The sequence below is a fragment of the Ornithinibacillus bavariensis genome (assembly GCF_018333235.1).
Classification (GTDB): domain Bacteria; phylum Bacillota; class Bacilli; order Bacillales; family Amphibacillaceae; genus Ornithinibacillus; species Ornithinibacillus bavariensis.
This window is the reverse complement of sequence record NZ_BORP01000001.1, coordinates 125,769-151,195: the sequence shown is the minus strand read 5'-3', so window position 1 is coordinate 151,195 and position 25,427 is coordinate 125,769. Positions and strand designations below refer to the sequence as shown.

The window sequence follows — 25,427 nt, the reverse complement described above, 5'->3', positions numbered from 1 at the left end:
CTAACCAATCCACAATTAGTCTTTCTTGCCCAGAACAGTTTTCTGATAATCGCTTGGCGAAATACGAACCATTTTCTTAAAAACCTTACTAAAATAATTTGGTTCATGATAACCAACCTCGATAGCAATTTCTTTTATACTGCGATTTGGATCTGCCATTAATTTCTTTGCCCTTTCTATACGACATTCTGTCAAAAAATCAATATAGTTAACCCCTATTTTCTCTTTGAAAATTTTACTAATATAGATAGGACTTAAACCCATCCTTTTCCCTAATGCCTCAAGTGATATATCCTCATGAGAGTGCTCGATAATGTATCGCTTAATCTGTTCCACATTATCCGCCTCAAGTCTTTGATAATACTCTGTATGTAATTGTTTCATCTGTCCTAGCAAGGACACTGTTTCACTCCGAAGCTGTCTATAGTCAAGTGTTCGATACGAGTACAGAGGTGTGTCGGAATCAATTCCTAATTCATTTAAAACTTTTGATACAGTCCACAATACCTCTAAAATTCTTTGCTGAGCTTGTAATGGGTTAATGCCATTGTTTTCAAAAAGGCGAATGACGTTTATTATCTTTACTTGAACTTGTTCCCATTGACCAAACCTAATAAGATCAGGAAGTTCTTTTTGCAGTAATTTTACTTGGTCATTGGACTCGTAATTATCTCCAGGAATATCTGGATAAAATTTATATTTTACAGGTGTTGTTATATCCAAGCATGATATTAATGCCTCTTGATAGGACTTTCGGACATCATCAAGGGATGGGTAAACTTTTCCAATGCCAATAAACCACCCTTCTTCATTTGGATTCTCTCTAACGGAGAGAATCTCACGAGCAAGCGAAGTAGCTTGAGAACGATAGGATATCCCATTAGTACGGAAGACAATAATGGGAAGCTGATTGCTATGTAAAGCTCCCACTAAGCTATAACCTGTCTGCCTAACTACCTCTTTAATTTTCGAATAATTATCCTCGGAACCTGCTGGGAGATGAATATTTATCACAAACATTTCAGCTTTTGTTTCAATACCTAAAATTTCTACTAACATATCAAGGTGGACTTCATGAACATGATCAAATAATAGCTGTGTAACTACATCTGTTTCGATTACGGACATCGTTTTTTGGAAAATATGTTGCTGGCGTTTCGTAGAGATACGGGATTTTTGTTCTAGCATAATTTGCTTGAGTACCTTACCGACAATGTCAATAATATCGTTTATCTTGCTCGGTTTAAGTAGATAGTCTGTTGCCCCAAGTTTAATCGCTTGGCGCATATACTCAAACGTATCATATGCCGTGACCATGATAAATTTCGTATCGGGATTGTCTTCCCTAATCTGTTCCATCGCCTCAAGCCCACTCATTCCTGGCATCTTAATATCCATTAAAATGAGATCAGGTTTCCTCTCTCTCGCTACATCAATGGCCATTTTTCCATTTCTTGCTTCGATAATTGATAGACTTGGAAATGAACGACTTAAAATCGCCCTCATCCCTTCTCGCTCTACATGCTCATCATCAACGATTAGTACCCGCATCATTACTTCCCCCATTTTGCTTCGGTATATGTAGAACTATTTTTGTAAAACTTCCTACTATACTTTCCATCTTAATGACCTCATCGAACCCATAGTATAGCCGTAGTCGTTCCACCACATTACGAAATCCAATCCCTGTGGATGTGCTGTCACCTGACTTCAACTTACTATTAAGTAATTGTTCCATTTTTTCCGCTTCCATCCCCATACCATTGTCCTCAATCTCGATTTTCACCTGTTCTCTATAATCCTTAATTCGAACCCAAATTGCACCGCCTTCCTCCTTTGGCTCTATACCATGGATGACAGCGTTCTCAATTAGTGGTTGCAGAATAAGTGTCGGAATGGGAACAGCTAGACATTCTTTATCTACGACAAGGTGAAAATGAAGTCTATCTGTTAATCTTGCTTTTTGAATTTCCATATACTGCTTTAAAACGATAACCTCTTCTTCAAGTGGAACAGTTCGATCCATTTGCTTTAGATTGTATCGAAGTAGCCCAGCAACATTAACAAGTAAATCACTTGTTTCGTGTGACCCTTCTAGATACGCCTTTTTGGATAACGTATTCAATGTATTAAATAAAAAGTGAGGGTTAATTTGGCTTTGCAAACTACGAAACTGGCTTTCTTGTAATAATATTCTATTATGCTGCAATTCCTGCTCAAGCTTAGCTTTCTGTTTTGTTTCCTGAAATAGCTTATTAATGTTTTTGCGCATATGATCAAATGTATTCGCCAGAAAAGCGATTTCATCTTTTGTATCGATTTTTACTTGTACATCAAATCTCCCTTTGGAAAGCTCATTTGCTGCCTTGGTTAACTGTAGGACCGGCTTTGTGATGCTCCGTGAAAACAAGTAGGAAAACACAAGTAATGAAAAAGCGATTAATATTAATAGCCAGATTCCTAGTTCCCTTAAATCCCGTGATTGTTCCATAATTCCAAGATAGAATTGATCATATGTTTCTAATTCCTTATCAATTAAGGTCAGAGTCATATCTGAAATATGATTCGAAATACTCGTCGCTTCTGCAAATTCTCTCGCAGACTCCTCTACCTCATTTTCCTCATAAAAGATAATGAAACGATTCGTTGTCTCAATGAAACTGTCAATTAAATGTATATAATTGGTTAACGTAAAATCATTTATTTCATTTCGAAGATGATTTACATTATTTTTTGCTTGCTGTACTTCTCGCTTACTAAGTTCAATTTGCTCTAAATTATCTAACGATGGGTGTAGCATATAATCGTTTAAATCATTAATAACCTGTTGGCTCGCATCTGTTACTTCATTCATACTTAAATATCGTTGAAGAATGTCATTGTATTGATTTAATGATTTATTATGATAATAAGTAAGTGTAATCCATATCGCTGACATAATGACTAGGACAATAGTTGATACAGTCCATATTTTGTTCTGAATTTTGTTCATGGTGCATCAGTCGCCTTCATTATATGAATTTCAGTTAAATAGCCATCAGAGTCAAGTGGAATAGTCTCTCCCTTAAGCCAATCTGTCATTAACTCCACACTTTTTCTTCCCATGATTTCAGGGGATTGTCTTAAAACACCATCAATCATTCGCTTTTCCAGTAACGGAATGGCTTCTGGTCCATCATCAAATGTATAAATATAAAAGGGAGATACTTGATAACGCTTACCTATTTCTTGAACCATAGCCCCGATAGTATTTGCATTTACTGCAATAAATGCATCCGCATCAGTCACTTTATTTAAAATATCTTGTGTAGAAGTGATTACTTCATCCCGTTTATTCGAAGTTTTCGCATGCTCAATGAGGATATTAGGATATTGCTTTAATAAATCCTCCATTCCAGCTAAACGCTGTTCTTGGTAATACTCCAATTCATCGTTGAACATAATTACTACCTTGCCAGCTGTTCCCATATCGGTGATGAGCTGTTCGGCAATCATTCGCCCCGCCTTATATTGGTCAGAGCCCACATAAGTTCTTCTCAAGCTCTCAGCCATGGGAACATCATTAGCAATCGTGATAATTGGAATACCATAAAACGATGCCTTCACCTTAGTCAGCTCTTTAAACTCCTTAGAGTCTAACCCTTGTACAATAATTCCATCCACCTTGGACTGAATAGCAACCTCCAAATTAGTTAAGAAATCCTCTCGGTGACTACCGTAATTCCCCCATATCTCAAGGCTTACACCAAGCTTTTTTGCCTCATCCAACGCAGCTCTGCCAACAGCATCCCAAAAAGGTGTATCAATATCCTGCGTAATCAAAACAAGACGATATTCGGATTGCTGTTGATCAATTGCCTCAGGAAGCTCCCAATCGGATTGAAAGACACTTAAAGCAGATACGGAGGTAAAATAACATAGAATGATAAATAGAATGATTAACAAAAAAATGCTTAATTTTCTCAAGAAGTTTTATCCCCTTCCTACTTTTCAGGCAAGCTATCAACTGAATGAAGCTTCATTTTTTCTAACTATTATCATACCATCAAACCGTACATCTTCCATACTGCAAAAATTCAGAACTATACCAAAAAAGAAGAAGCTATAATTAGCTCTTCTTTTTTCATAGAACTAGTATTCTATTTTCCTCGTTTTCTAGTCATGACATCAAAGATAACAGCTAGTGCTAATACACCACCACGAATCATGTATTGATAAGAAATCCCGACCCCAAGCAAGTTCATACCATTCGTCAGTGACGCCATAACAACTGCACCAACAATTGCTCCAGTTACTTTTCCGACTCCACCGGCAGAGGAAACACCACCAACATACGCTGCCGCAATTGCATCTAACTCAAATAACGTACCTGCAGTAGTTGTTGCTGACTGTAAACGAGATGTAAACAGGATTCCAGATAATGCAGATAACAGTCCCATTGAACCAAATACGAGTAATGTAATCCTGCCGACATTAATTCCACTTAGATGTGCAGCCTCTGGGTTACTTCCTACAGCATAAATATGTCTACCGATAACGGTTTTCGTCGTGATGAAATGATAGATTAATACAACAAGAAGGATAATAACGATTGTCCAGGATAATCCATGATGACCGGCAAGAATCCAAGTGATATAACCAATAATTGCTGACACAAAAACCAATTGTAAAATAAAGATTGGTGTAGATACTACCTCAAAATTATATCTCAGCATTTTTCTACGCTTGGACAGAGCACCATAAATATATAAGATAATCCCTAGTACACCTACTAGCAAGGATAGTAAATGTAATCCACCAATTTGCGTAATTGAGGGAATATATCCATTCCCAATAGCATTAAATGCATCATTTTGAATGATGATTGTACCTGACCCTTCTGTAACACGTAGTAACGCACCTCTAAAAATCAGCCATCCAGCAAGTGTTGCAACAAATGAAGGAATTCCTACTTTTGCTACTAAAGTTCCAGTTGTTAACCCAATTAGTAACCCGATTAATAGAATAATTGGTATGACCACATATACTGGTAATCCAACCTTCATCAGTAGAATTGCAGATATGGCACCAAGAAAACCAGCTAGGAACCCAATTGATAAGTCTATGTGACGAATCACGATAACTATCATTACCCCTACCGCTAGGACCGCAATATACCCTGCAGAATCTAGCAGATTACTTATATTTCTTGATGACATAAAAAGACCATCCGTTAATATCGTGAATGTCAGCATGATAACGAATAAGGCAATATACATACCGTAGTCACGAACATTATTCTTCAGTAACTCTTTTAATTCTGTTATAAAACCCATAGACCCCACTCCCTATTGCGTAGCAAGTTGCATAATTTTTTCTTGACTTGCCTCTTCACTTGATAACTCACCTTTTATCTCACCATCAGCCATAACATAAATTCGATCACTCATCCCTAAAACTTCTCCAAGCTCAGAGGAAATCATAATGATGCTCATGCCTTCTTCAATTAGACTATTCATAATCGTATAGATTTCAAATTTCGCTCCTACATCAATTCCTCTTGTTGGCTCATCTAAGATGAGTAGCTTTGGTTTTACAAATAACCATTTCCCAAGGGAAACCTTTTGCTGATTACCACCACTCAAGTTTCCAACTAATTGTTCAATCGAAGAAGCTTTAATCGTTAGATCCTTTTTATATGCTTCTGCAACTTTAATCTCTTCATTTTCATTAATAACACCACTTGTGGAAATTTCATGTAGATTAGCAACTGAAATATTCTTTAAAATATCCTGTGTTAAAAATAACCCATCACCCTTACGATCCTCTGTTACATAAGCAATTCCAGCTTTTATTGCATCACTCGTATGTTTGAAGCTTCTCGTTTTCCCGTCTACTTTTAAGTCGCCCTTCAATTTATAGGACTTAGGGTTACCAAAAATACTCTGAGCAAGCTCTGTTCGTCCTGCACCCATTAACCCTGCGATACCTACTATCTCACCTTGTCTTACGCGAAAATGAACATCCCTTAGAATTTGCTTACCTAATTGAGAATCATAAGCAGACCAATTATTAACCTCGAGTATGGTATCACCAAAAGCCTTCTTCTCACGCTTTGGATAAATGTCAGTAATTTCACGCCCAACCATGTGCTTGATAATAATGTTTTCGTTAATTTCTCCCTTTGCAGCATCTAATGTGCAAATGGTATTCCCATCGCGAAGAACCGTAACACTATCAGCAATCGCAATAACTTCCTTTAGTTTGTGAGAAATCATGATACTCGTAATTCCTTGCTTCTTAATCTCCTTTAAAAGCGCTAGTAAATTTTCACTATCATCTTCATTCAATGCCGCTGTCGGTTCATCCAAAATTAATAGCTTAACATCCTTGCTAAGTGCCTTTGCAATCTCGATTAATTGCTGTTTACCAACTCCAAGGTCCTTTACAAGTGTTTCAGGATTAACCCGCAGATTAACCTTCTCAAGCATTTTCTTCGATTCTACAATCGTTTGGTTCCAATCTACAATTCCTCGATGCTGTACTTCATTACCAACGAATAGATTTTCATATACGGAAAGGTCAGGAAATAATGCTAGCTCTTGATAAATTATCGCGATTCCTGCATTTACACTATCATTGATCTTAGAGAATTTTTGAACTTCTCCTTCATAGATAATGTTCCCATCGTACGTTCCATAGGGATAGACTCCACTTAATACCTTCATTAACGTCGATTTACCTGCACCGTTTTCACCAACTAAACAATGAATTTCTCCCTTTTTCACTTTAAAGTTAACATTGTTCAGTGCTTTAACGCCGGTAAATTGCTTCGTTATTTGATCCATTTCCAAAATGTATTCACTCATCGTTCCCACCCTTTGACAAAACAAGTTAGAATGGTGAAATAGTAATAGGATTTCCTATTACTATTTCACGCTTGTATCCCTTATTCTAATCCTGTAAATTCGCTTGCTTCGTAATAACCAGAATCAATGAGTTCTGCTTTTACATTTTCTTTATTTACCACAATAACGTCTGTTTGTTTTGCTTTAACATCCACTGAACCATTATTGTAAGAACCAGTTGTTTCAGGTGTATTACCTTCTAGAACTTCAATTGCCATCTTCATCGCATCACTTACTAATGTACGTACATCCTTGAACACTGTCATTGTTTGCTTGCCATCGATAATATATTGAATAGATGCCTTCTCTGCATCCTGTCCTGTTACAACATAACTAGTAATCGCCGGATCAGAACCAAATACGTCGGCAATTGCACGAGCTGTTCCATCATTTGGTGCAAGAATTGCAACATCACCCTTTAAGTCGTCACCCACTGCTGTTAAATGTGTTTCAGCTTTGTTCTTCGATTCGTTTGGATCCCAATTCGTTGTAACCTGTCCAAGAATGGCACTCATTTCATCACGAGTTAATTCTGCTTTATCCTTTAATGCTTCTGCCTCACTAGAGTTTGCAATGACAAAGGTACCATCAGCAATCTTCGGCTGAAGTACACTCCATGCTCCCTCAAAGAATAAGAATGCATTGTTATCAGAGGATGCACCAGCATACAGATAAAGCGGAACCCCTGAACCACTAGCGTTATCGATTAAGTATTGACCTTGTGCCTTTCCAACAGCAACACTATCAAATGTTACATAATAATCAATTGCATCTGTGTCAGTAATTAAGCGGTCATAAGAGATAACAGTTATTCCTTCTTTTTTCGCTTCTTCTACGGCAGCACCTGCTGCAGCCCCATCATGTGGAGCAATAATTAGAACTTCAATACCTTTACTAATTAACGTCTCAACGTTTTCCTTTTCCTTTGCGGAAGAACCTTGGCTAAATAAGATTTCCGTTGTGTACTCAGAATCCTTCAAAGCAGCCTTAAATCTCTCTTCATCTTGAACCCATCTAGGCTCGTCTTTTGTAGGAAGGACAATACCTACACTAATTTTGCCACCTTTACCACCACTCTCACTGCCACATGCAGCAAGAACTACCATTAACATTAAAGCCATAAGCCCAATAGTTAGCGCTTTCAAATTCTTTTTCATGCTTTCCTTCTCCCCTTCTTTTGTAGTTCTTTTTGTCTACAAGTCACATTATATCGAGATATGCTTGGGTTGAAAGCGTTAACATGTGGTAATTTTTTAGTATTGTCTGTAATTTTTTAAGGTGGGATTAGGAAAAACTGGAAGATCTAACGTTAGAATAATGGAAAGTTCATAAATGCAATGAAAAAAATTTAGATATTTGAGGACTCTATCCTTTATTCGGTCATCGATTATAAAAGAGGATATATTCATTAAACAGTTTGATTTATTTTTTACTCTTGTGTATAAATAAAAAAACTCAATAAGCAAAAGCTCTAGCTTATACTTATTGAGGCAACGCTTTATTCAATGTATGTATTATTTGACTCTTCAGTGTCATAGTGGTTATTTCACAATATCTCAATTATTAAATTAAAACCAGAAAATATTTTCTTTAATCTTTACCCCATCAGCCTCTGTCAGTTTTTTTAGTAAAAGTAATCTGATACTTGTGTTATAATCTGATGTTTTTTCGGCAATAACTGCATCACTTTGTAACTGGTTAAGAGTATCTACAATATCTGCTGGGTATTCAAGAATAAAATCGATTTCTTGATTGCCTTTTGTAAATATCTCATAACTTTCTGTGTCAAAATCATTTAAAGACAAGCAGAGCTGTGACATTATTTTTTACGCAAGGAAAAAATTCACCTTTTTTACTGATAAAAGGAAATGATAGGATTTATCAAAAAGGAGCATTCCCATATGAGAATGCCCCCCCTAAACCTTCTGTATTTACAAATTAAAGAACTGGGTTTCGTTTCTCAAATATCACTGTCCCCATAAATCAGATCAGCTGTATTTTTAAATTCGTCTTTACCAAATATTGATAAAAATCTATTTTCTTCCTTTCCTGAACTAATAAAAATAACTGTCGGAGTGCCTTCAATATTGAACCCCTCCATTAGTAGGTTTTTATTTTTGTCTGCATTTATGTCTACTGCAAAAATATCCTTTCCTGTTGTCTGAATGTAATCATTTATAATTGGGTTTACTTGTTTGCATGGAGCGCAGTTTTCTTGATAGAAATAAGCAATAAAAGTTTCCTGTTCTTCCTTCATTTTCTTTATTTGATCTGAGGATACTTTTTTATATAAAGCCGGTTCACTTCCCACTAAATTACTAACAGAAATGTATCCAATAATTACCATAGTTACCACTGCAGAAACAAATACTATAAGTTTCTTCACAAAATCACTCCATTCAAAAAGAATTAATAAGTTTTTGTTTAATATCTCCATCCTCTTGGGGATTGATGGTGGAAGTTTTTCCATTATTTAAGGCGTAAATTTTATCACACGCTGTTGCTAAATCTAGGTCATGGGTTATAAAAATAACAATCATTGGAGCCTCACGTAATAATTGTTTTATTTGATTCCTTTTTACAAAATCTAAACCATTAGTTATTTCATCTAAAATTAAAACATCAGGCGAAGATAGTATATAGCGAGTTATATTTAACATTTGTTGTTGTCCCATTGATAACTGAACACCTTTAGATCCAATTACTGTGTTATAACCTTCTGGCATAGAATTAACTACCTCTTCGAATCCTACTAATCTTGATACCTCTTTGACAACCTCAAAATCTATATCTCTATGAAGTAATATATTGTTTAGAATTGTATCATTAAATATTTGAATGTCTTGAGGAATATACAAGACCTTCTTTAATAAAGACGCTTGGTTTATATTACTAATACTTATATCATTAAATAAAATATCTCCCTTTTCTGGTTCGTAATAGCCTGCTAGTAATTTTGCTATTGTTGATTTACCTGAACCACTTCCTCCAATTAGTGCGATTTTTTCACCTTGCTTAACTTCAATATTTAGGTTGTTTAACACATAATTATTGGGGGTAAAAGAAAAATATAAATTTTGAATTACTATTTTCTCTATTTTATTTTCTATTTCAATTCCTTGATCAGGTTTTTTTTGTACAGAATTAACTATATCTTCATATCTAAGAGTAGCTACTCTTCCTTGTTCTAACGTTGCTTGTAAAGTGGTTAAATTAACAAAAGGGTTGAAAACATTAGAAACCAAGGAGTTGAACATTAATAACATACCAGAGGATAAATCATCATTTATAACTAAATAGGAACCAAAAGCAAAAAAACAGACATTAAAAAAATTCACCACAGACACCTTGATTAGGTTTTGAAAATTATCGAATGATATAAATTTTTCTCTTATAGCGTATACTTCATCCAATCTTTTGATTACCTTATCTTTCATTTGGTTGGTAATGTTATAATTTTTAATACTTTCAGTGTTATCCACCGTTTCTATAAGTTCCGTGTTAAGGTACTCTTGTTTTTCAAATAAGTTATAGCTCAGATTTTCATATCGTTCCCTTGAGAAAAATAGTAGTAAAAAGAAAGTAATTATAGGGATAAAGGTTAGCAAGGATAAATATACATTCATTCTAAATAAAATAATAAAAGTAACAATTATTGCTAAAGTGTCCAAGGGTAAGGTTTGTATAAAAAATAAATATCTAGTTCTTATGTCACTAATATTACTAAATCTAGTTATTAATTCTCCGCTTTCAAATTGTTCCGTGAATGTATAATCCTGTGCAAAGTATTTTGAAACTAACTTTTCTACTAAGTTTTTGTCTATGGAATTATTTGTTTTTACATTGATTACAGAATTAATGTATTTTAAAAAAAACTGAATAGTTACAGCCAAAAGATATATTACTGTGACCCCAACAATAAGTCCAACTGCTTCATTTGGTATAATTAAATCAAAATACGTAGAGAACATTCCAGCTAGGTAAATAGTGAGTAAATATACAATACCCGACAATATCCAGGATGTTATAATATATTTTTTAATTGTAAATAAACTCTTAATAATAGTGTTGCTTTGTTTGGTTTCAGTAATTGAGTATGATGTTAGTTTTTGGCTATCAATCAACTTTTCAACTTCAAGTACAAATGGAACCCAGTTAGACAAAAATCTATTTATTTTCATCCTCTTTATCTGATTTTTTGAAGGATCTCCTATATAAACATGATTTTTAGTAGCCTTAAATAGGGTTATAAAATGGTTATTGCTTCCTTTGATTTGGGTAATACATGGATATTTTAATTCTTGAAACGTTTCTTTAGAGGAAACACATTTTGATACATTTGTTTCCACCCCCAGTTTTTGGAGACCACGTTTTATTCCTAAAAAAGTAGTACCATTTTTGTTAGTAGACAATATTACTTTTAATTGAGATAGTGTCATTTCTATATCCCATGAATATTTAATGAGCATAGATACGGCTGCAGGCCCACAATCGTTTTCTTCAAGTTGTTTTGTGAAATATTTTTTTTTCATTTTCCTCTCCAATTTGTAGTAAATATTTTTGTAATGCATCATATAGTTCCATATAATTTTCTTGATATTCTCCATATTGTGCATCTTCTAGCTTTTTTAGAATGTTAAAACAGCTGTTATAATCTCTTATATTAAAGAAAAGTTGAGACAAGAGATAATCAAGATGGAACCCATTTGAATTTAAACTACCGTAATCTAGTCCTTTATTAGTTTGTTTATAATCTATAATTTGTTGTATAAATTGATGATATGCGTACTCAAAAATAATGAGTTGGATGAATATATCCCAATATAAAGTATCAGTCATATTAGGTGCCAATTTCTTTAGATCTTCTAAATAATACTTTGCGTTTTCAATATCTCCAGCACTTAGATAATGTGCTATTAAGTCGCTTAGTGCTCTTAATTTATATTCTTCGTAAAAAGGGGCTTGTCCACATAATGTTATTACCTTTAAAAGTGAGTCTCTATAAAAATTTTCCTCTAGTACACCTTTCCCATCCCTACAAAGTAGATAATACCATTTAGGATTCAATGGTTCTTTATCAATCATAGTGTAAAGTAAGGAAGTATTACGTTCTTGTTTTTGTTTAGCTGAGGATACAGATTTCATATACCCATCATGATGTAAAATAACATCATCAAAAGCTAAAAAATTTAATTCTGACTTGTTGATATGTCGAGGTTCTTCATGGACCATTCCGAAGTAAAAAACGGAATCATTATTAGGTATAATTCTTCTAACAGTTTGCACAACGTGCCCGCCTGAATTAACAATAGCGGGGCAACAAACTACTGTTGTATTTAATGTATCTACAATAGAAAGATGAGATTTTAAATTCTCAAATGACCCCTTTTCAATAGTTTCATCAGCATCAATAAATACTATCCAATCTTTTGTAGCTTGAGATATTCCAAGATTCCTTATTTCAGCAAAATCATTATTCCAACTTGTTTCAATGATTGAGTATTTATTGGTCATACTAAAATTGTTTAGAATATTTAATGTGTCATCAGCTGATCCAGTATCAATTACAATAACCTCATCATTAATTCCAATATTATTTTTTATTGCATTTAAACATCTTGCTATACACCTTTGTTCGTCTTTACACATTATTATCACTGATAGACTTGGCTCTTTAAGTAATAGGTTGTCAAAAGAGTTTAATTCTAGATGTCTAATATTTTCACTTATGTTAGGCGAGTATAGCTTTAAGTGTTCAAAAAATTTTTTTGCTGTCTTAGTATTTTTTGGCATACCCTTCATATCTCCTTATTTCTTCAAAATATAAATCTAAACTTGTATTATAGTAATCTACTATTTTAACTAAGATACTTACTGGAACCTCCCTTTCAGATCTTTTGTACTTCGAATACAAAGATTGATTGCACTATAATATTGATGATGTTTCTGCATGTGACAAATTATCCTATTCTCTCAATTCCTTTACAAAAATACATCCCCCATTCCTCATATTATAATTAGTAGAAATAGTTCAAAAATTGTTAACATTTTTATTGTTCGATGTTATAATTATATCATCAATGGTGAATATTTAAAATAGAGTTAATAATTTTAAAATTATAATTAAGAGGAGGCTTATTGTATGTCAAAACTAAAGACTGTATTGACAGAAGAAGAAATTAATACGTATACAAAAGAAGGAAAAGGGTTATGGGATCCAGGAGGTGCTCTATGGTGTAGTTACTATATGGCCTTGTGTAGCACCGGATATGACTGTGGAACTTGTGGCTGGATATTTAAGCAATGTGGTGCTGGTGGAGGAGGTGGTGGAGGTGGTTGCGGCACTTGCGTATGCCGATAATGCAGGGTGAATATAGTAAATAGTTCTTTTGCTAACTAAACCTAATTCACCATTGTAATTAAATATTATAGGGCTGCATCAAAAAGTACAAAATTGGAATTCTTATTGATGACAGCCTTTTTGTTTTAGCTATTATAAAGCGTTTTTTCTTAGGAATCTTCTTATTAAAACAGAAAGATTACTAGTGTTTCCCTCCTTGTAGGCAGTATTCAGTATGGACTTAGAAGTTACGTCTGTCCTGAATCAGGTTGTCACATAATGGCAAGAGATACTATGCTCTAGTGAAAAAGGATGCAGGGGAGTGAGTTACGATGAAAAAACTTGAATCGGTGTTGTTTCCTGGTGAGTACATAAAGACGAAGATAGCAGGGACCTTTGAAGTAAAAGAGAAAACAGGCATAGAATATAAATTTGGGGAGTTCCTTGCAACTAACAAAAGACTTATTTGGTACACAAAATACCCTTTTGCCCACGAAGAAGTAGAAATTCATAATTATAGCGAAATATCAAGGGTAGATATTGATTATTCTTTTTTTACATTTAATAGCGGTGTATCAATGAAGATTAAATGGGCAAGTCATGGAGATAGGCAATTCTTTTTTGAAAATCTGAATGAATTAATTCATTAGAATATTACGTTTGTTGCACATGAAAAATAAGCAAGATGTTCTTAACTTTTATAGCAGCAATTAAAGACAAGGAAGGGTATCCAAACCAATCTTGTGATAAACCCCAATTATCGTTTTGAAATTGTTTTTAGACACGCAACGGAATTTATTTTTTGTTCCTGCGAAATAGGAGGCGACACAGGTACTCTGTTTTTGTCATTGAACACTCAGATGGATGTCGCCTCAGCCAATTACACTGTAGACTGGGAGGACTTTTGTTAAAAAACTAAATCAAAAAGAGCAACTTCGTCCAACCTTCCGTTACAAAATTATTATTAGAAAAAGTGTTTACAGTATATTAAGCAACCAATTAGAGTTACAAATGAGCTCATAGCGTTTCTTTTTATTATATTATTCCATTCGATTGATTAATAATCTAATTGACGTAAATACAGAAGAAGACTGTCCTCTTGATTTTTAAGTGTATACTTACGGATTTTACTGTCTATCCTTTTTTGTTGTTTACTATCTTTGCTAAGCCAGTTTATGAAATGAAAAAAGGGACTGGATAATAAGTTCGCTGTACCACGAAAACCTAATTCAAACCCCATTTGTTCTTTTTCAGTTAAGGATAATTGCGTATTTTTCAAGAATTCTTCCTTGAAATGCTTCGGAATTAATATATATGGCTCTTTTTTCTCTAATGCAGAAAGTAACTCTTCAGCATTACCAGCAACAAAGTGATTATTCGATCCATCTGCCTTCATTTTTTATTCCTCCTTCTATTAAATAATTATATTCATATTTTTTAGTCAATTCAAGTAAAGGTATAAAATACCTTTCTCCTTGGTGGGGTAAATAACCAATTCTAAATGCACAATATATACTTTTATAATATTTGTATTAAATTAAATTCGATCCTTCTTACTCTACAGATACTTTGCAATAAAAATAAGTTTTTAATACACAATCATTAAAAAAAAGTCCGTTAAGGAATTAACAATAGTGTTTCCGAAAATATATTAAGATATAAATATAGAAATTTATATTTAAAGGTTCATCAACTTGATAGAAAATGTTATCCCTTCACTTACAAGGGAGACTCACATGAAATTGTTTAACGCCATATGTGATGGGCGTAATTATTATTGTCTCTATAAAAGTGCGTATGTACAAAAGAACATTTTTTAAAAGAGTCGTGTGTCTAATAAAGACAGACGGCATTTTTGTGTTTAACATAATGGTTCTATATCAAATGTTGTCGTTATCACACAATTTGAATAAAAAAAGTGCACGATATCAACCAATTCTTTATACTTAATTGACCAGGAACAAGAAAAGAATGGGGATATGGATTTTTAGAGTATATAAACAATCTAATAAAAGTAATGAAACGGAACGCTTTCAAGCGAAAATATTATTAACACATAAGTATAAAAAATTGGTGTTCACATTAGGTAAGGGTGAAGCAAAATTCACTTCACCCCAACATTTGACGTTGAACCATTTTTTCGGAGCGACCCGAACCTATTTTTTATATCCTTCTTGTCTTAGCTTCTATTCTTTCTAATTTCTTTTTGAATTTTGCGTAGTGCTTTTTTTGAACCACGCTCGATATCATGCTGCATTTTTCGCGTATGATGTTCGATAAATAGTGTATCCAAATCATATCCTTCTGGGTATAAATCTACCGCCGGTATGTCTAAGGAAAGCCGCTTAACATTTACTTCGATAAATTCCCCATTATGAAATACGATTACATTATAGAAATTATTCATTTCTTCATATACAATTCCGTAATCGTCATAATCTAATAATTTCACACGATCCCCTTTTTTATATTCATACTTCACACTCGATTTCTCATTGGAAGTCTTTGGTTTCCTTATTTTAGACTCGTTTACAGGCTCCAACGTATATTCTTTATTTTCCATATAATATTTTGCTCTCTGTAATACATTTTCTCGCACATTCATTTTTCTAGAAATCCAAAGGGCATTACTTTCTCCTGATTTTCCGATTATTAGCTTATACATTGGTTCCAATGTTTCACTATTAAATTTCATTGCAGCATTCATAAAATCAGGATGTATCTCTGAAAAACGTTTTATTTCACCATAATGAGTCGTCGCCACAGTTATACATCCCATGTGGTAAAATTCTTCTAAAATCGAAATCGCAAGTGCCGCACCTTCATTTGGCTCCGTACCGCTTCCTATTTCATCAAATAATAAAAGTGTATTATTATTGGATACCCTCATAATTTCTGAAATGTTTTTCATATGTGATGAAAATGTGCTTAGTGCATTTTCAATACTCTGGTTATCACCTATATCCGCAAAGATATTCTCAAATACGGCAATCTCGGTTTCCTTGTCTGCAATAATGTGAAAACCCGACATTACTGCCAATGTTATTAATCCAATTGTTTTCAGTACAATTGTTTTCCCGCCAGCATTTGGTCCTGTAATAATCAAGCTACGATAGTCTTTCCCAATTTCAAAATCAAGTGGCACAACCTCTCCTGTTAATAAGGGATGTTTGCATTGGACTAATTTAATATAGCCAAAATCATTCAGTTTGGGCTCTATTCCGTCGATATGTTTGCTGAATTTTGCTTTGGCAAATACCATATCATATTGGCTAATAAGCTCGATATTTATCTTTATCGCGTGAAGATTTTCTAAGATCATTCCTGTTAAAGTGGCTATTATTTGATATTCTTCTATGGCCTCTTCCGATTTTAGAGTTGCAAGCTCTCCATGTAATTTTGTAACTGTGTTTGGCTCAATAAAGACTGTGGAACCTTTGGAAGAAACTTCGACGATTGTCCCTGATACCTGATTTTTATAAGAAGCTTTTATCGGAATCGTATACCGATCGTCTTTCTTCGCAATAAAAAATTCTTGAATGTATTTCTTGTTGGCACTACTATTAATAAATTTGTTTAATCGTTCTTTAATTTTCGCTTCAAGGGATTCAATATTATTTCGTATTCGCTTTAGTTCTTTACTTGCTCCTGAATCAACTTTATTTCCTTTAATTGAAAAATTAATTTCTTCTTCCACTGATAGAAATTCCGTCATTGAATTCGCATAGGAAGCAAGCACAGGGGCAAAGAATTCCTTATTTAACATAAACTTTTTAATTCTTCTACATCCTCTTAAAAAGTCCGATATACTAACCAACTGACTTGGCTCAAGCATCAGACCTTTTTCGAGTTTTTGAATAATGCTTTGAATATTAGATATTCCCAAAAACGGTACATGGCCTTCAGCATCTATTATCGCCCGTGCCTCCGTTGTTTCATTCAAACGGTTTTTTACTACCTCTATGTCTGAACTTGGTTCTAGATCATCTAACAATTGTTTTCCCAATCCACTTACACAATACGATTTAACAATTTGTTTTAATTCGTGATATTGTAGCTTTTCATATGTTGTTTGATTCATTTTATACGCTCCTCACTATGATCAATTTATTATCATACATGAAGATACCGACCGATTAGATTTCAATGAAACACTTAAAAATATGCATAAAAAAGCTGCGGGGATACCGCAGCTTCCTTTACATTTAAAAGGCATGTGTAATAGACATATACAATGAAATAAGCCATCAAACATAGCTAACTCTTCATCATTACACGCTTCATAAAGTATTGTAGGTATCTTCATAGGTATTGAAATAAATCCATGACAAAATTAAAGGGAGTGAAATCTATAAAAGTCCCTATTTGTCATCCAATTTATTTCATTAAATTTTTTCCTATTTAGAACCTACAACACTCACAAAAGCACCTCATATCATTATTTATTTTTATTCATTGAAATCTAATTAACAGTTATTATACTATGCTTTATTAAAAAAGGAAAGCTGATATGTATTAGTAAATTTGGTTTCTTAGGCTTCTCTAATTAACTCAATCTCTTGCGGAATTGTAAGACATTCCGAAATCAACTCCACTTCTCTCCAATCTTATGACTAAGAAGAAATACCGGGATGAAAAGAACGGCGACGACAAATGAAGCTGCAATAGTATTCATCGTTAACATACCTGCTTTAGCGAAGTGGTAGAAAAACAAAATATTATAAGGGATAACCAATAATATTGATGTCCACACCCCTGGGGTGTAGCACCTTAGAAATAGTGACTGTAATGGATGCGTAAAAATATTTAAGGCAAAAATCAGATTTAATCCTAAAAATAAAAAATAATGCTCTGTAACTGCGGCTACTAAAATCAAAGCAGAACATGGAATGGAAAGGACAAAAACAACAACAGCAAACTGTGCAGCTGTAATATCTTGAAACTTCTCAATTTCCTTTTGTGCAAACAAAGGGATTCTTTTTCTAACCCGAGGATATGTTCTCTTCATCCATCTCTCAACCGTTATGATTTCCTCTAAATTGTGGAGCATGAAGATGATGATAAAAGCCAGAATTAATAGATTAGTATTCATACGCTTCTCTCCGATCTACATTTATATTGTTCAGTCAATTATTCCAAACCTCCATTACTTCACACAATCATATTAACATAATTTTCAGTCAAAACACATCACACGATTTATTTATATTTGCAGACCACATATTTTCAATCTAAAAAAACTATTTACCTTTCTTCCCACTGTCTAACAAAGATTCCTTTCACAGCAGAAATATCTCCTCCTTCTTGAACTACCTCGTGGTTTAATAGAGATTACTGTATTCTGTACTTTAATTATTTGAGTCATTTATTCACCCATTTTCTATAAAATTATAAAAGCAGAAGTTACCGTGAATTGGCAAGCTTCTGCTTTTCTTAGTTGTATTCAAATACTAATAAGCTATCAATGTTGTGGTTGATAGAATTTTAGTTTTAGAAGATTTTGTCATTATTATCCCCTAATTGCAATTCTAATAATAGAATTATATCATAAAACAATATCCTTCCTTTCAATACTAACAAGTTACTCATCACTAATATAAAAAATAGGAAGCCACTCTTTTGGTAGACTTCCTATTCGTAAATTAACTCCTTCAAATCTTATTTAATTATATCCTGTACAATATATTTGTATAACCTATTCTCAACCGGCTTCTCCATAATCATATTCATATGAACTACAGGGATCTTTTTACCTTTTTTATCTAGCATAGTATCCTGTTCAATAGTTTCTTTATCTGGAGTTGCCTTTCCAAGATAGTAAAAATTACTTCCCTCATCGTCATCCTTTTTGATAAAGATATGAATGTCAATGTTTCTTTCTTCAGCATGAATAATTTTTTGAACTTCTTCTGACTGTAATGTTCTATTGCTTCTTGTATACCATTTCAACGTTTCCGGGTTAATGAATTCATCACCATAGTCTACACTCGATTCGACTTCGTCATCTTTATGATATGTTACAAAGATTGGACATGTATCATGTTTTGGCTTGTAACCATACATTGTCGAGCTCTCATCACTATCCCAATTAAGAAGTTTACATGCATCTTTTCTCGAATATTTCTCATATAAAGTCAAGGCTTGACTGCAGTCATACTTAGTACTGTTCTCAAAACCACTTGATAAAATATCATTTATTAAATGCAGGAAATATTTATTTGATTGAAGGCTCTTTATGATTGATTTATTAAATGAGTATTTATTATCTTCTCCAAATAAGATAATTGGTTGTTGTCCATACTTTTTCTTATCAGACTGAGTAAAAAATGATAAGTCAAAAATTCTAAGCATGGATTCTATTGTTTTCTCATCAGTTGAGCATCCCTCCTCTACTAAAAAATTAATAAATTCTTTTTCATCTACTTTACCTTTCTCTATTAGCAGTTTTAGAAGAATAAGTTCGTGTTTACGTTTACCATTTAAAAGCTCAATTGATAACATAGTTAAAACTTTTTCTTCATAAAAATTTATATTAGGCACTTCTTCATTCATCTTCATTAGAAACTGATAGTAATTTTTATATTTATCTACTATTACTATCGGATCAATAGAATGGTTCCTAATAAAATCAATTAAACCAGGCACTCTTCCTAAACGGTTTTTAAGCTCGATATATGCTTCTCTTAAAACTTTTACTGCAGTAAGATTGCTACTGTTAATTGATTTAAAAATCTGCTTTCTAGCCACTTCTTCAAAATTAACAGTTGATACCCCTTTAATATAGCTAGTTTCTGAAGTGTGCCTTCTAATATTATCTTTGTTCTGTGACTTATCCCCAGATAAAGCTATTGGGATTAAGTAGTTGTTTTTGTAGTTACCAATAAAATCAATAATCGTAACAAAATCTTTTGATTTATGTTTTCTGAGTCCTCGCCCTAATTGTTGAATAAATATGATACTAGATTGAGTCTGCCTCAACATAACAACTTGATTTACACTAGGTATATCAATACCTTCATTAAATATATCAACTGTTAAGATATAGTCTAACGCACCATTTTCTAATCTTGAAACCTGCCACATTCTTTCCTCTTGAGAATTGTCGCCTGTTAGAGCAATAGTACGAAGTCCCTTCTCATTTAGAGCATGTGATAGCTTGACTGCCTCTTCTTTTCGGCTACAAAACATCAAGCCCTTTACTTGTGTACCCGAATATCCATAATAATTAATCTTATCTAGGATATGTTTTACCCTTTCTTCAGTTACCAATTTAGAAAGAATGGTAGTATCGTCAATTAATTCACCCTCATATTCAAAATCCGAAACTCCGAAATAATGGAATGGACAAAGCATGTCCTCCTCCAACGCTTCCTGCAATCGAATTTCATAGGCTATATTATAGTCAAATAGCTCATAAATATTAAAATCATCAGTTCTTTCAGGAGTAGCAGTCATACCCATTAAGAATTTTGGGGTAAAATAATCAATTACTTTAAGATAAGAACTTGCACCCGCTTTGTGGACCTCATCGATCAGAATATAATCAAATTCGTCCGGATTAAAACTTTCCAGGTTCTCTCTTTTAGATATAGATTGGATAGTGGCAAATAAATATCTAGCATCGGTTTGCTTACTGGAACCAGATAAGATTCCAAAATCTTTTTCTAGTCCTCCCAATATACGTTTAAAATCAGATTTTGCTTGATTAAGAATCTGTTCTCTATGAACAATAAATAACATTTTCTTAGGGGCAAACCGTCTTACATCAAAAGCTGACAAGTATGTTTTACCTGTACCAGTTGACGAAATTACCAATCCTTTATCAAACCCTTTAGCTCTCACACCAGCAATTTGTTTTAAAGCAGCCTGTTGCATCTTATTCGGTTTTATCCTCATTGCATCTTCTAAAAAGTTTTGATTATAGCCTACAGGAAAATCAATAACTTTCTCTGCAGTTTTAAAATCTATAGATTTATATTTTTCCTCGTAGCCCATAATCCAATTTTCATTTAAAGGGATACTATCCACCCATATTTTTTCAAATTGGTCTTTAAAATGTTGAACTAATTCACCATTTTCATGTGATGTGAGCTTAACATTCCATTCATGATTAACTTTTAAAGCTTGTGCAGTAAGGTTTGAGCTTCCAACAATTAAAGAATAATAATTCTCTCTTTCAAATATGTAGCCTTTTGAATGAAAGCCCTCAACATTTGCTAACCTTACTTCAACATTTGTAATTTTTAAGAGTTCTTTAAATATCTTTGGCTGATTAAAATTTAAGAATGTTGAAGTTAAAATCCTACCTGTGATTCCTCTTCTATTTAAATCTAGTAAATGTGACTTAAGGGTAGCAAGACCACTTTCAGTAATAAACGCTACAGAAAACAGAAAACTCCTGCAGTTCTCTAGTTCTTCTATAATTGAGGCTAATACATACTCATTTCCTTTTTGATTATTGATTAATAGTTTTGGTGAGAATCTCCCGTAATTACTTATTTGCTTATCAATGAACCCTTTATGTAATGCTAATTTTAAATCCTTTATAAATTGCTCCATGGACCTTTCCCCACCCTAAAAATTTATTTCTATGTATTTTCAATATCTATTTAGTGAAATTTCTAGAAATTATAGCTTGACAGTTTTTTGATAGCTGGTATATCAGCCGGTGCCCAGTCTAATGATGGAAGTTCATTTGGTTTCAACCACTCTATATTTACGTGTTCTGTTAAAATTGGAGTTCCTTCCTCGAGGCTACAAATATATGTAGTTAGATGAACAATTCCAAAATCATATTCATACCTTGTATATTCAACTTTATCCTTCACTCGAATTTTACAATTCATTTCTTCTTCTATTTCTCTACGTAAAGCATCTTTTGGTAATTCCCCTTTTTCAATCTTTCCACCTGGAAACTCCCATTTGTAAGGTAAAGATTTATTAGGTCCACGCTGAGCACATAAAATTTTTCCGTCTTTTGTAATTACTGCACCAACTACATGTATATCTTTTTTCATTTTCTCCTCCTAAGGAAAAGTATTTTCTTTATTTGAATAATACTTTAAATATATAGAATCCAGATCTACATTGTCCAGATCTATATATATCTTCAACCCTTAACAGCTTATTACAAAATTGATATCTGGTACTTAACACAATTCTTTTTGAAACTTGTTTAGATCTTCTATCAAATATCATAGTGCAATCCATCTCTTCATCGGCTACACCACCTACTTGACGCTATTTTAGGATAAGTACATTCAAATATCAAACAATCCATAAAATACTACTGAATTATATGCGAAAAATGTCAGGCAAACAAAAAATTCTATTTTATCCCTTGTGGTAGAATCTTAATAACAACTAGATAGGATAGAGGGCGGTTGGCTATCCGATTTAAGTAACCGGGAGTATGGATGAATACACATGAAGAAATTAGATTGATAATGCAATTTAGCTTAACTTTCACTTCAGGTTTAACACTCATTAGTTCTATTCCCTCTTCCTAAACAAAAAGAAATAACCGCCCCAACTAAACAGCGATTACTTCTTTATCAATATAAATAACTAGCTAGTAAACTGCTCCATGTCCTACCATATAAGTAAGACATTAATTACGACCATCAATTTCCTCAACACACTATAAATTTATACCTCCCCCTAATGAAACAACCCAGACTCCTTCCCCTTCTCCTTTACCTTACTCGTGTATTTATCAATAGGACCTTTTAATAGCCCTCCTAAGATAAGAGCCAACAATCCAAAGACAACTAACAATAATACATCATGCAAAACCTTCTCCCATATAATCCCCCCAACCGCTTCCCGCATAAGTGAAATTGCATAGGTAAAGGGTAGGAACGGATTAATGACTTGGAAGAATTTAGGTAAAAGCACCACTGGATAGGTACCACCTGCTCCAGCAATTTGCAGCACTAATAATACAATGGCAAGTGCCTTTCCAACATCACCAAAAACGGAAACCAATGTATAGACGATCATGACAAATATTAAGCTGCACAACAGACCAAATAACACAAACCAGAATGGTTCTGCTATCCTTACATTTAGAATAAACATGTCTCCTAACGTCACAATCAACGTCTGGAATAAACCAATTGTTAGAAAGGTAAGCATTCTTCCTACATAAACTTGTTTTTCGGTATAGGACAATTCTGACCGGTGAACATCAGTTGAGAGTAAGGAAATTAATAATAAGCCTCCGACCCATATCGCAAGTACTGTATAGAACGGTGTCATGCCAGTACCATAATTAGGAATTGGAAAAACCTTATTTTCATTAAGCACAACAGGTTCTTCAAAGAAACCTTTTTCTGCAATAGGGTCATGTCGTAGTATGTTAATCAATTCACCTAGACTCATTTCACCTTGAATATCTCTTATACGATTTGCGAGTTGATTTACTTTTTCATTTACATAGGGAAATTCTCCCATAACATTTTTAAGCATTTTCTTACCAGAAGAAAGATTATCACTGGTCCTATTTAGAATACCTTGAACTTCTGGAATAGCGGATTGTACATCAGCTAATATTCCTCTTGCACTTGTGAGAGTATCTTTTGCCTTTGCTACTTCATTCCTAACTGTAGGTTCAATTGTTTCCTTATATTCCTTTACGAATGCATTGACTCTCTCATTTACCTTAGCAGAACGATCTTTAATACTGGAAAATAGTTGATCAACTTCTGCCTGCTTTGCCTCCAAGTAGGAATTAACACTGTTAACCTGATCACTAAGCTTTTCTAAACTCTGCCTGATAGCCTGTACCTCACTTAAGGCACGGTTTATTGTTTCATCATTTCCTTCCTGTGTTTCTTGAAGCTGATGAAGTGCATTTTCAATTACAGTGATGGACTGTAGTGCATCGTTTATTTGTCCTGTAACATTGCTTCCAACAGGATTTCCCTCTGTTATATCAACGTCTGCAGAATTAATGCTGTTAATAAAATCATTAACCCTTTTTGTCATCGTTTGAATCTTGTTTAAATCCTCATCAACTTTAGGAGATATCTTATTTAATCTAGATTCTGCTTCATTTAAGAAACTCGTTGTCTGGTCAATAATCTCGATTCCATTCGCAGTCGCGTTTTTCACTTCAGGTATTAGTCCCTTTGCCCTTTTCAGCATATTATCTGCATGATTGGCATCTTCTGATGTTTCATTTAGGATGTTATTTATTTCTGGCAACCTGTCCTGTAATGTAAAGATATAGTTCTCAAATCTTTCAATATCTGGTCGTTTCTCTCCTATTTCAATTCCAATTTTATTAAAAATATCAAAAATGATTCCATTAACAGTCGAGACAAATTTTCTAGTAATTTGGTCGACAATCACACTTGCACCTTTGTCTGTAATTTTTGGTGCAATGGCATTTATTTTTTCGTTTACATAGTACTCTACTTGTGCTTTCTCAGGTTTGTTGCTCATAACCGTACCTAATTTTTCCGAGAAGTTCTTCGGAATAACAATAACAGCATAATACTCCCCATATTCTAATCGGTCCATTGCCTTACTACGATTAACAAACTGCCAACCAAGTGTCTTATTTTTCTTTAATTCGGCAACCAAATCTCTTCCCACATTAATTTTCTCGTCTCTTACTGTAGCTCCTTCATCCTCATTCACCACTCCGATTGGAATCTGTTCTGTTTGGCCATATGGATCCCACGATGCATTGATATTTAACCATGCATAAAGGGATGGTAATAATATCAGTCCTCCAATAATAATGATAGCAACCCAGTTAGTAATAATATTTTTTATATCATGGATAAAAATCTGAATACTGTTTTTCATCTTTATCATCCTTATCAATTACACTCTTGAAAATTAGCTTTCTAATCATTTAGGTTGTCCAAAATTTTCTATATCATCAAGGAAGGATTAATAAAAGATTTTAAACTGGCACATAGCCAAACGATTTCCCAAATTCAAGTTACACCAAAGGAAAAGCAAATCAAAAAGCAGCCCAAATTACAACTAAATGGGCTGCCATACGGAGATATTATTTCCAATGTTTATTGTCGCTTTTTCGTTTTCTTATTATTATATTTTTCATTAGCGGTTAATGGCTCATTCGCAAATTCATGGTCGAATTGCTTCGAGAGCTTTTTGCGTACAGCTTGTTCATCACTAAAACCACCAGAACTCAGCTTCTTCTTACTCATGGATTAACACCT

19 protein-coding genes are annotated in these 25,427 nt (G+C 33.6%); 2 read left to right on the top strand and 17 right to left on the bottom strand.

From position 1 onward, the window contains the following. Nucleotides 1-15: 15 nt before the first annotated feature. The 10 genes from KI338_RS00730 to KI338_RS00685 all read right to left on the bottom strand — a co-directional run bounded on the left by KI338_RS00730 (nt 16) and on the right by KI338_RS00685 (nt 12,680). Nucleotides 16-1,554 carry a response regulator gene (locus tag KI338_RS00730; RefSeq protein WP_212919069.1) on the bottom strand — a complete coding sequence of 513 codons (1,539 nt, stop codon included), beginning with the start codon at nt 1,552-1,554 and terminating at the stop codon, nt 16-18. After that, the gene (locus KI338_RS00725; RefSeq protein WP_212919068.1) at nt 1,532-2,992 is read right to left on the bottom strand and encodes a sensor histidine kinase; all 1,461 of its coding nucleotides are present in this window, start codon (nt 2,990-2,992) and stop codon (nt 1,532-1,534) included. Before KI338_RS00725 ends, KI338_RS00730 begins: the two co-directional genes overlap by 23 nt. Continuing rightward, nucleotides 2,989-3,966 carry a sugar ABC transporter substrate-binding protein gene (locus KI338_RS00720; RefSeq protein ID WP_212919067.1) on the bottom strand — a complete coding sequence of 326 codons (978 nt, stop codon included), beginning with the start codon at nt 3,964-3,966 and terminating at the stop codon, nt 2,989-2,991. The genes KI338_RS00725 and KI338_RS00720 overlap by 4 nt, the downstream gene beginning before the upstream one ends. A 173-nt stretch (nt 3,967-4,139) precedes the next feature. After that, nucleotides 4,140-5,315 (bottom strand): sugar ABC transporter permease, encoded by a 1,176-nt coding sequence (locus tag KI338_RS00715; protein ID WP_212919066.1) that lies wholly within the window; start codon nt 5,313-5,315, stop codon nt 4,140-4,142. A gap of 12 nt (nt 5,316-5,327) precedes the next feature. Further along, entirely contained in the window at nt 5,328-6,848 is a 1,521-nt protein-coding gene (locus tag KI338_RS00710) for an ATP-binding cassette domain-containing protein (protein WP_212919065.1), read from the bottom strand. Nucleotides 6,849-6,928: 80 nt separating this feature from the next. Further along, nucleotides 6,929-8,044 (bottom strand): sugar ABC transporter substrate-binding protein, encoded by a 1,116-nt coding sequence (locus KI338_RS00705; protein ID WP_212919064.1) that lies wholly within the window; start codon nt 8,042-8,044, stop codon nt 6,929-6,931. A 411-nt stretch (nt 8,045-8,455) separates the two neighbouring features. Beyond that, nucleotides 8,456-8,707 (bottom strand): hypothetical protein, encoded by a 252-nt coding sequence (locus KI338_RS00700; protein WP_212919063.1) that lies wholly within the window; start codon nt 8,705-8,707, stop codon nt 8,456-8,458. 140 nt (nt 8,708-8,847) lie between these two features. Beyond that, on the bottom strand, nt 8,848-9,273 hold the full coding sequence (locus KI338_RS00695) for a thioredoxin family protein (RefSeq protein WP_212919062.1): 426 nt from the start codon (nt 9,271-9,273) through the stop codon (nt 8,848-8,850). Nucleotides 9,274-9,286: 13 nt separating this feature from the next. After that, nucleotides 9,287-11,419 carry a peptidase domain-containing ABC transporter gene (locus KI338_RS00690; protein WP_212919061.1) on the bottom strand — a complete coding sequence of 711 codons (2,133 nt, stop codon included), beginning with the start codon at nt 11,417-11,419 and terminating at the stop codon, nt 9,287-9,289. After that, entirely contained in the window at nt 11,388-12,680 is a 1,293-nt protein-coding gene (locus KI338_RS00685; RefSeq protein WP_212919060.1) for a glycosyltransferase, read from the bottom strand. The genes KI338_RS00690 and KI338_RS00685 overlap by 32 nt, the downstream gene beginning before the upstream one ends. A 349-nt stretch (nt 12,681-13,029) precedes the next feature. Here KI338_RS00685 and gccF point away from each other — a divergent pair, with 349 nt between their 5' ends. Both gccF and KI338_RS00675 read left to right on the top strand, forming a co-directional pair. Further along, complete coding sequence (gene gccF / locus KI338_RS00680) at nt 13,030-13,248, top strand: glycocin F family RiPP peptide (protein WP_212919059.1); 219 nt, start codon at nt 13,030-13,032, stop codon at nt 13,246-13,248. 311 nt (nt 13,249-13,559) lie between these two features. After that, complete coding sequence (locus KI338_RS00675; protein WP_212919058.1) at nt 13,560-13,877, top strand: PH domain-containing protein; 318 nt, start codon at nt 13,560-13,562, stop codon at nt 13,875-13,877. 407 nt (nt 13,878-14,284) lie between these two features. Here the strand turns inward: KI338_RS00675 and KI338_RS00670 are convergent, their stop codons facing one another. From KI338_RS00670 to sspO, 7 genes are all read right to left on the bottom strand, one after another. Next, nucleotides 14,285-14,623 (bottom strand): hypothetical protein, encoded by a 339-nt coding sequence (locus tag KI338_RS00670; RefSeq protein WP_212919057.1) that lies wholly within the window; start codon nt 14,621-14,623, stop codon nt 14,285-14,287. A 783-nt stretch (nt 14,624-15,406) separates the two neighbouring features. Next, nucleotides 15,407-17,308 (bottom strand): endonuclease MutS2, encoded by a 1,902-nt coding sequence (locus tag KI338_RS00665; RefSeq protein WP_212919056.1) that lies wholly within the window; start codon nt 17,306-17,308, stop codon nt 15,407-15,409. 504 nt (nt 17,309-17,812) lie between these two features. Next, nucleotides 17,813-18,319: an HXXEE domain-containing protein gene (locus KI338_RS00660; protein WP_212919055.1), complete on the bottom strand. Its 507-nt coding sequence runs from the start codon at nt 18,317-18,319 to the stop codon at nt 17,813-17,815. 566 nt (nt 18,320-18,885) lie between these two features. Further along, nucleotides 18,886-21,786: a DEAD/DEAH box helicase gene (locus KI338_RS00655; protein ID WP_212919054.1), complete on the bottom strand. Its 2,901-nt coding sequence runs from the start codon at nt 21,784-21,786 to the stop codon at nt 18,886-18,888. Nucleotides 21,787-21,848: 62 nt separating this feature from the next. After that, a complete protein-coding gene (locus KI338_RS00650; RefSeq protein WP_212919053.1) occupies nt 21,849-22,244 on the bottom strand; it encodes a (deoxy)nucleoside triphosphate pyrophosphohydrolase in 396 nt (131 codons plus the stop codon). A 643-nt stretch (nt 22,245-22,887) separates the two neighbouring features. Further along, a complete protein-coding gene (locus KI338_RS00645; RefSeq protein ID WP_212919052.1) occupies nt 22,888-25,044 on the bottom strand; it encodes a YhgE/Pip domain-containing protein in 2,157 nt (718 codons plus the stop codon). 221 nt (nt 25,045-25,265) lie between these two features. Then, nucleotides 25,266-25,415 carry a small acid-soluble spore protein SspO gene (gene sspO, locus KI338_RS00640; protein WP_212919051.1) on the bottom strand — a complete coding sequence of 50 codons (150 nt, stop codon included), beginning with the start codon at nt 25,413-25,415 and terminating at the stop codon, nt 25,266-25,268. Between the last annotated feature and the right edge of the window lie 12 nt (nt 25,416-25,427).

Coding starts and splice junctions, on each gene's coding strand:
- KI338_RS00730 (WP_212919069.1), bottom strand. CDS start 1,554: ATGATGCGGGTACTAATCGTTGATGATGAGCATGTAGAGCGAGAAGGG.
- KI338_RS00725 (WP_212919068.1), bottom strand. CDS start 2,992: ATGAACAAAATTCAGAACAAAATATGGACTGTATCAACTATTGTCCTA.
- KI338_RS00715 (WP_212919066.1), bottom strand. CDS start 5,315: ATGGGTTTTATAACAGAATTAAAAGAGTTACTGAAGAATAATGTTCGT.
- KI338_RS00710 (WP_212919065.1), bottom strand. CDS start 6,848: ATGAGTGAATACATTTTGGAAATGGATCAAATAACGAAGCAATTTACC.
- KI338_RS00705 (WP_212919064.1), bottom strand. CDS start 8,044: ATGAAAAAGAATTTGAAAGCGCTAACTATTGGGCTTATGGCTTTAATG.
- KI338_RS00700 (WP_212919063.1), bottom strand. CDS start 8,707: ATGTCACAGCTCTGCTTGTCTTTAAATGATTTTGACACAGAAAGTTAT.
- KI338_RS00690 (WP_212919061.1), bottom strand. CDS start 11,419: ATGAAAAAAAAATATTTCACAAAACAACTTGAAGAAAACGATTGTGGG.
- KI338_RS00685 (WP_212919060.1), bottom strand. CDS start 12,680: ATGCCAAAAAATACTAAGACAGCAAAAAAATTTTTTGAACACTTAAAG.
- gccF (WP_212919059.1), top strand. CDS start 13,030: ATGTCAAAACTAAAGACTGTATTGACAGAAGAAGAAATTAATACGTAT.
- KI338_RS00675 (WP_212919058.1), top strand. CDS start 13,560: ATGAAAAAACTTGAATCGGTGTTGTTTCCTGGTGAGTACATAAAGACG.
- KI338_RS00670 (WP_212919057.1), bottom strand. CDS start 14,623: ATGAAGGCAGATGGATCGAATAATCACTTTGTTGCTGGTAATGCTGAA.
- KI338_RS00665 (WP_212919056.1), bottom strand. CDS start 17,308: ATGAATCAAACAACATATGAAAAGCTACAATATCACGAATTAAAACAA.
- KI338_RS00660 (WP_212919055.1), bottom strand. CDS start 18,319: ATGAATACTAATCTATTAATTCTGGCTTTTATCATCATCTTCATGCTC.
- KI338_RS00655 (WP_212919054.1), bottom strand. CDS start 21,786: ATGGAGCAATTTATAAAGGATTTAAAATTAGCATTACATAAAGGGTTC.
- KI338_RS00650 (WP_212919053.1), bottom strand. CDS start 22,244: ATGAAAAAAGATATACATGTAGTTGGTGCAGTAATTACAAAAGACGGA.
- KI338_RS00645 (WP_212919052.1), bottom strand. CDS start 25,044: ATGAAAAACAGTATTCAGATTTTTATCCATGATATAAAAAATATTATT.
- sspO (WP_212919051.1), bottom strand. CDS start 25,415: ATGAGTAAGAAGAAGCTGAGTTCTGGTGGTTTTAGTGATGAACAAGCT.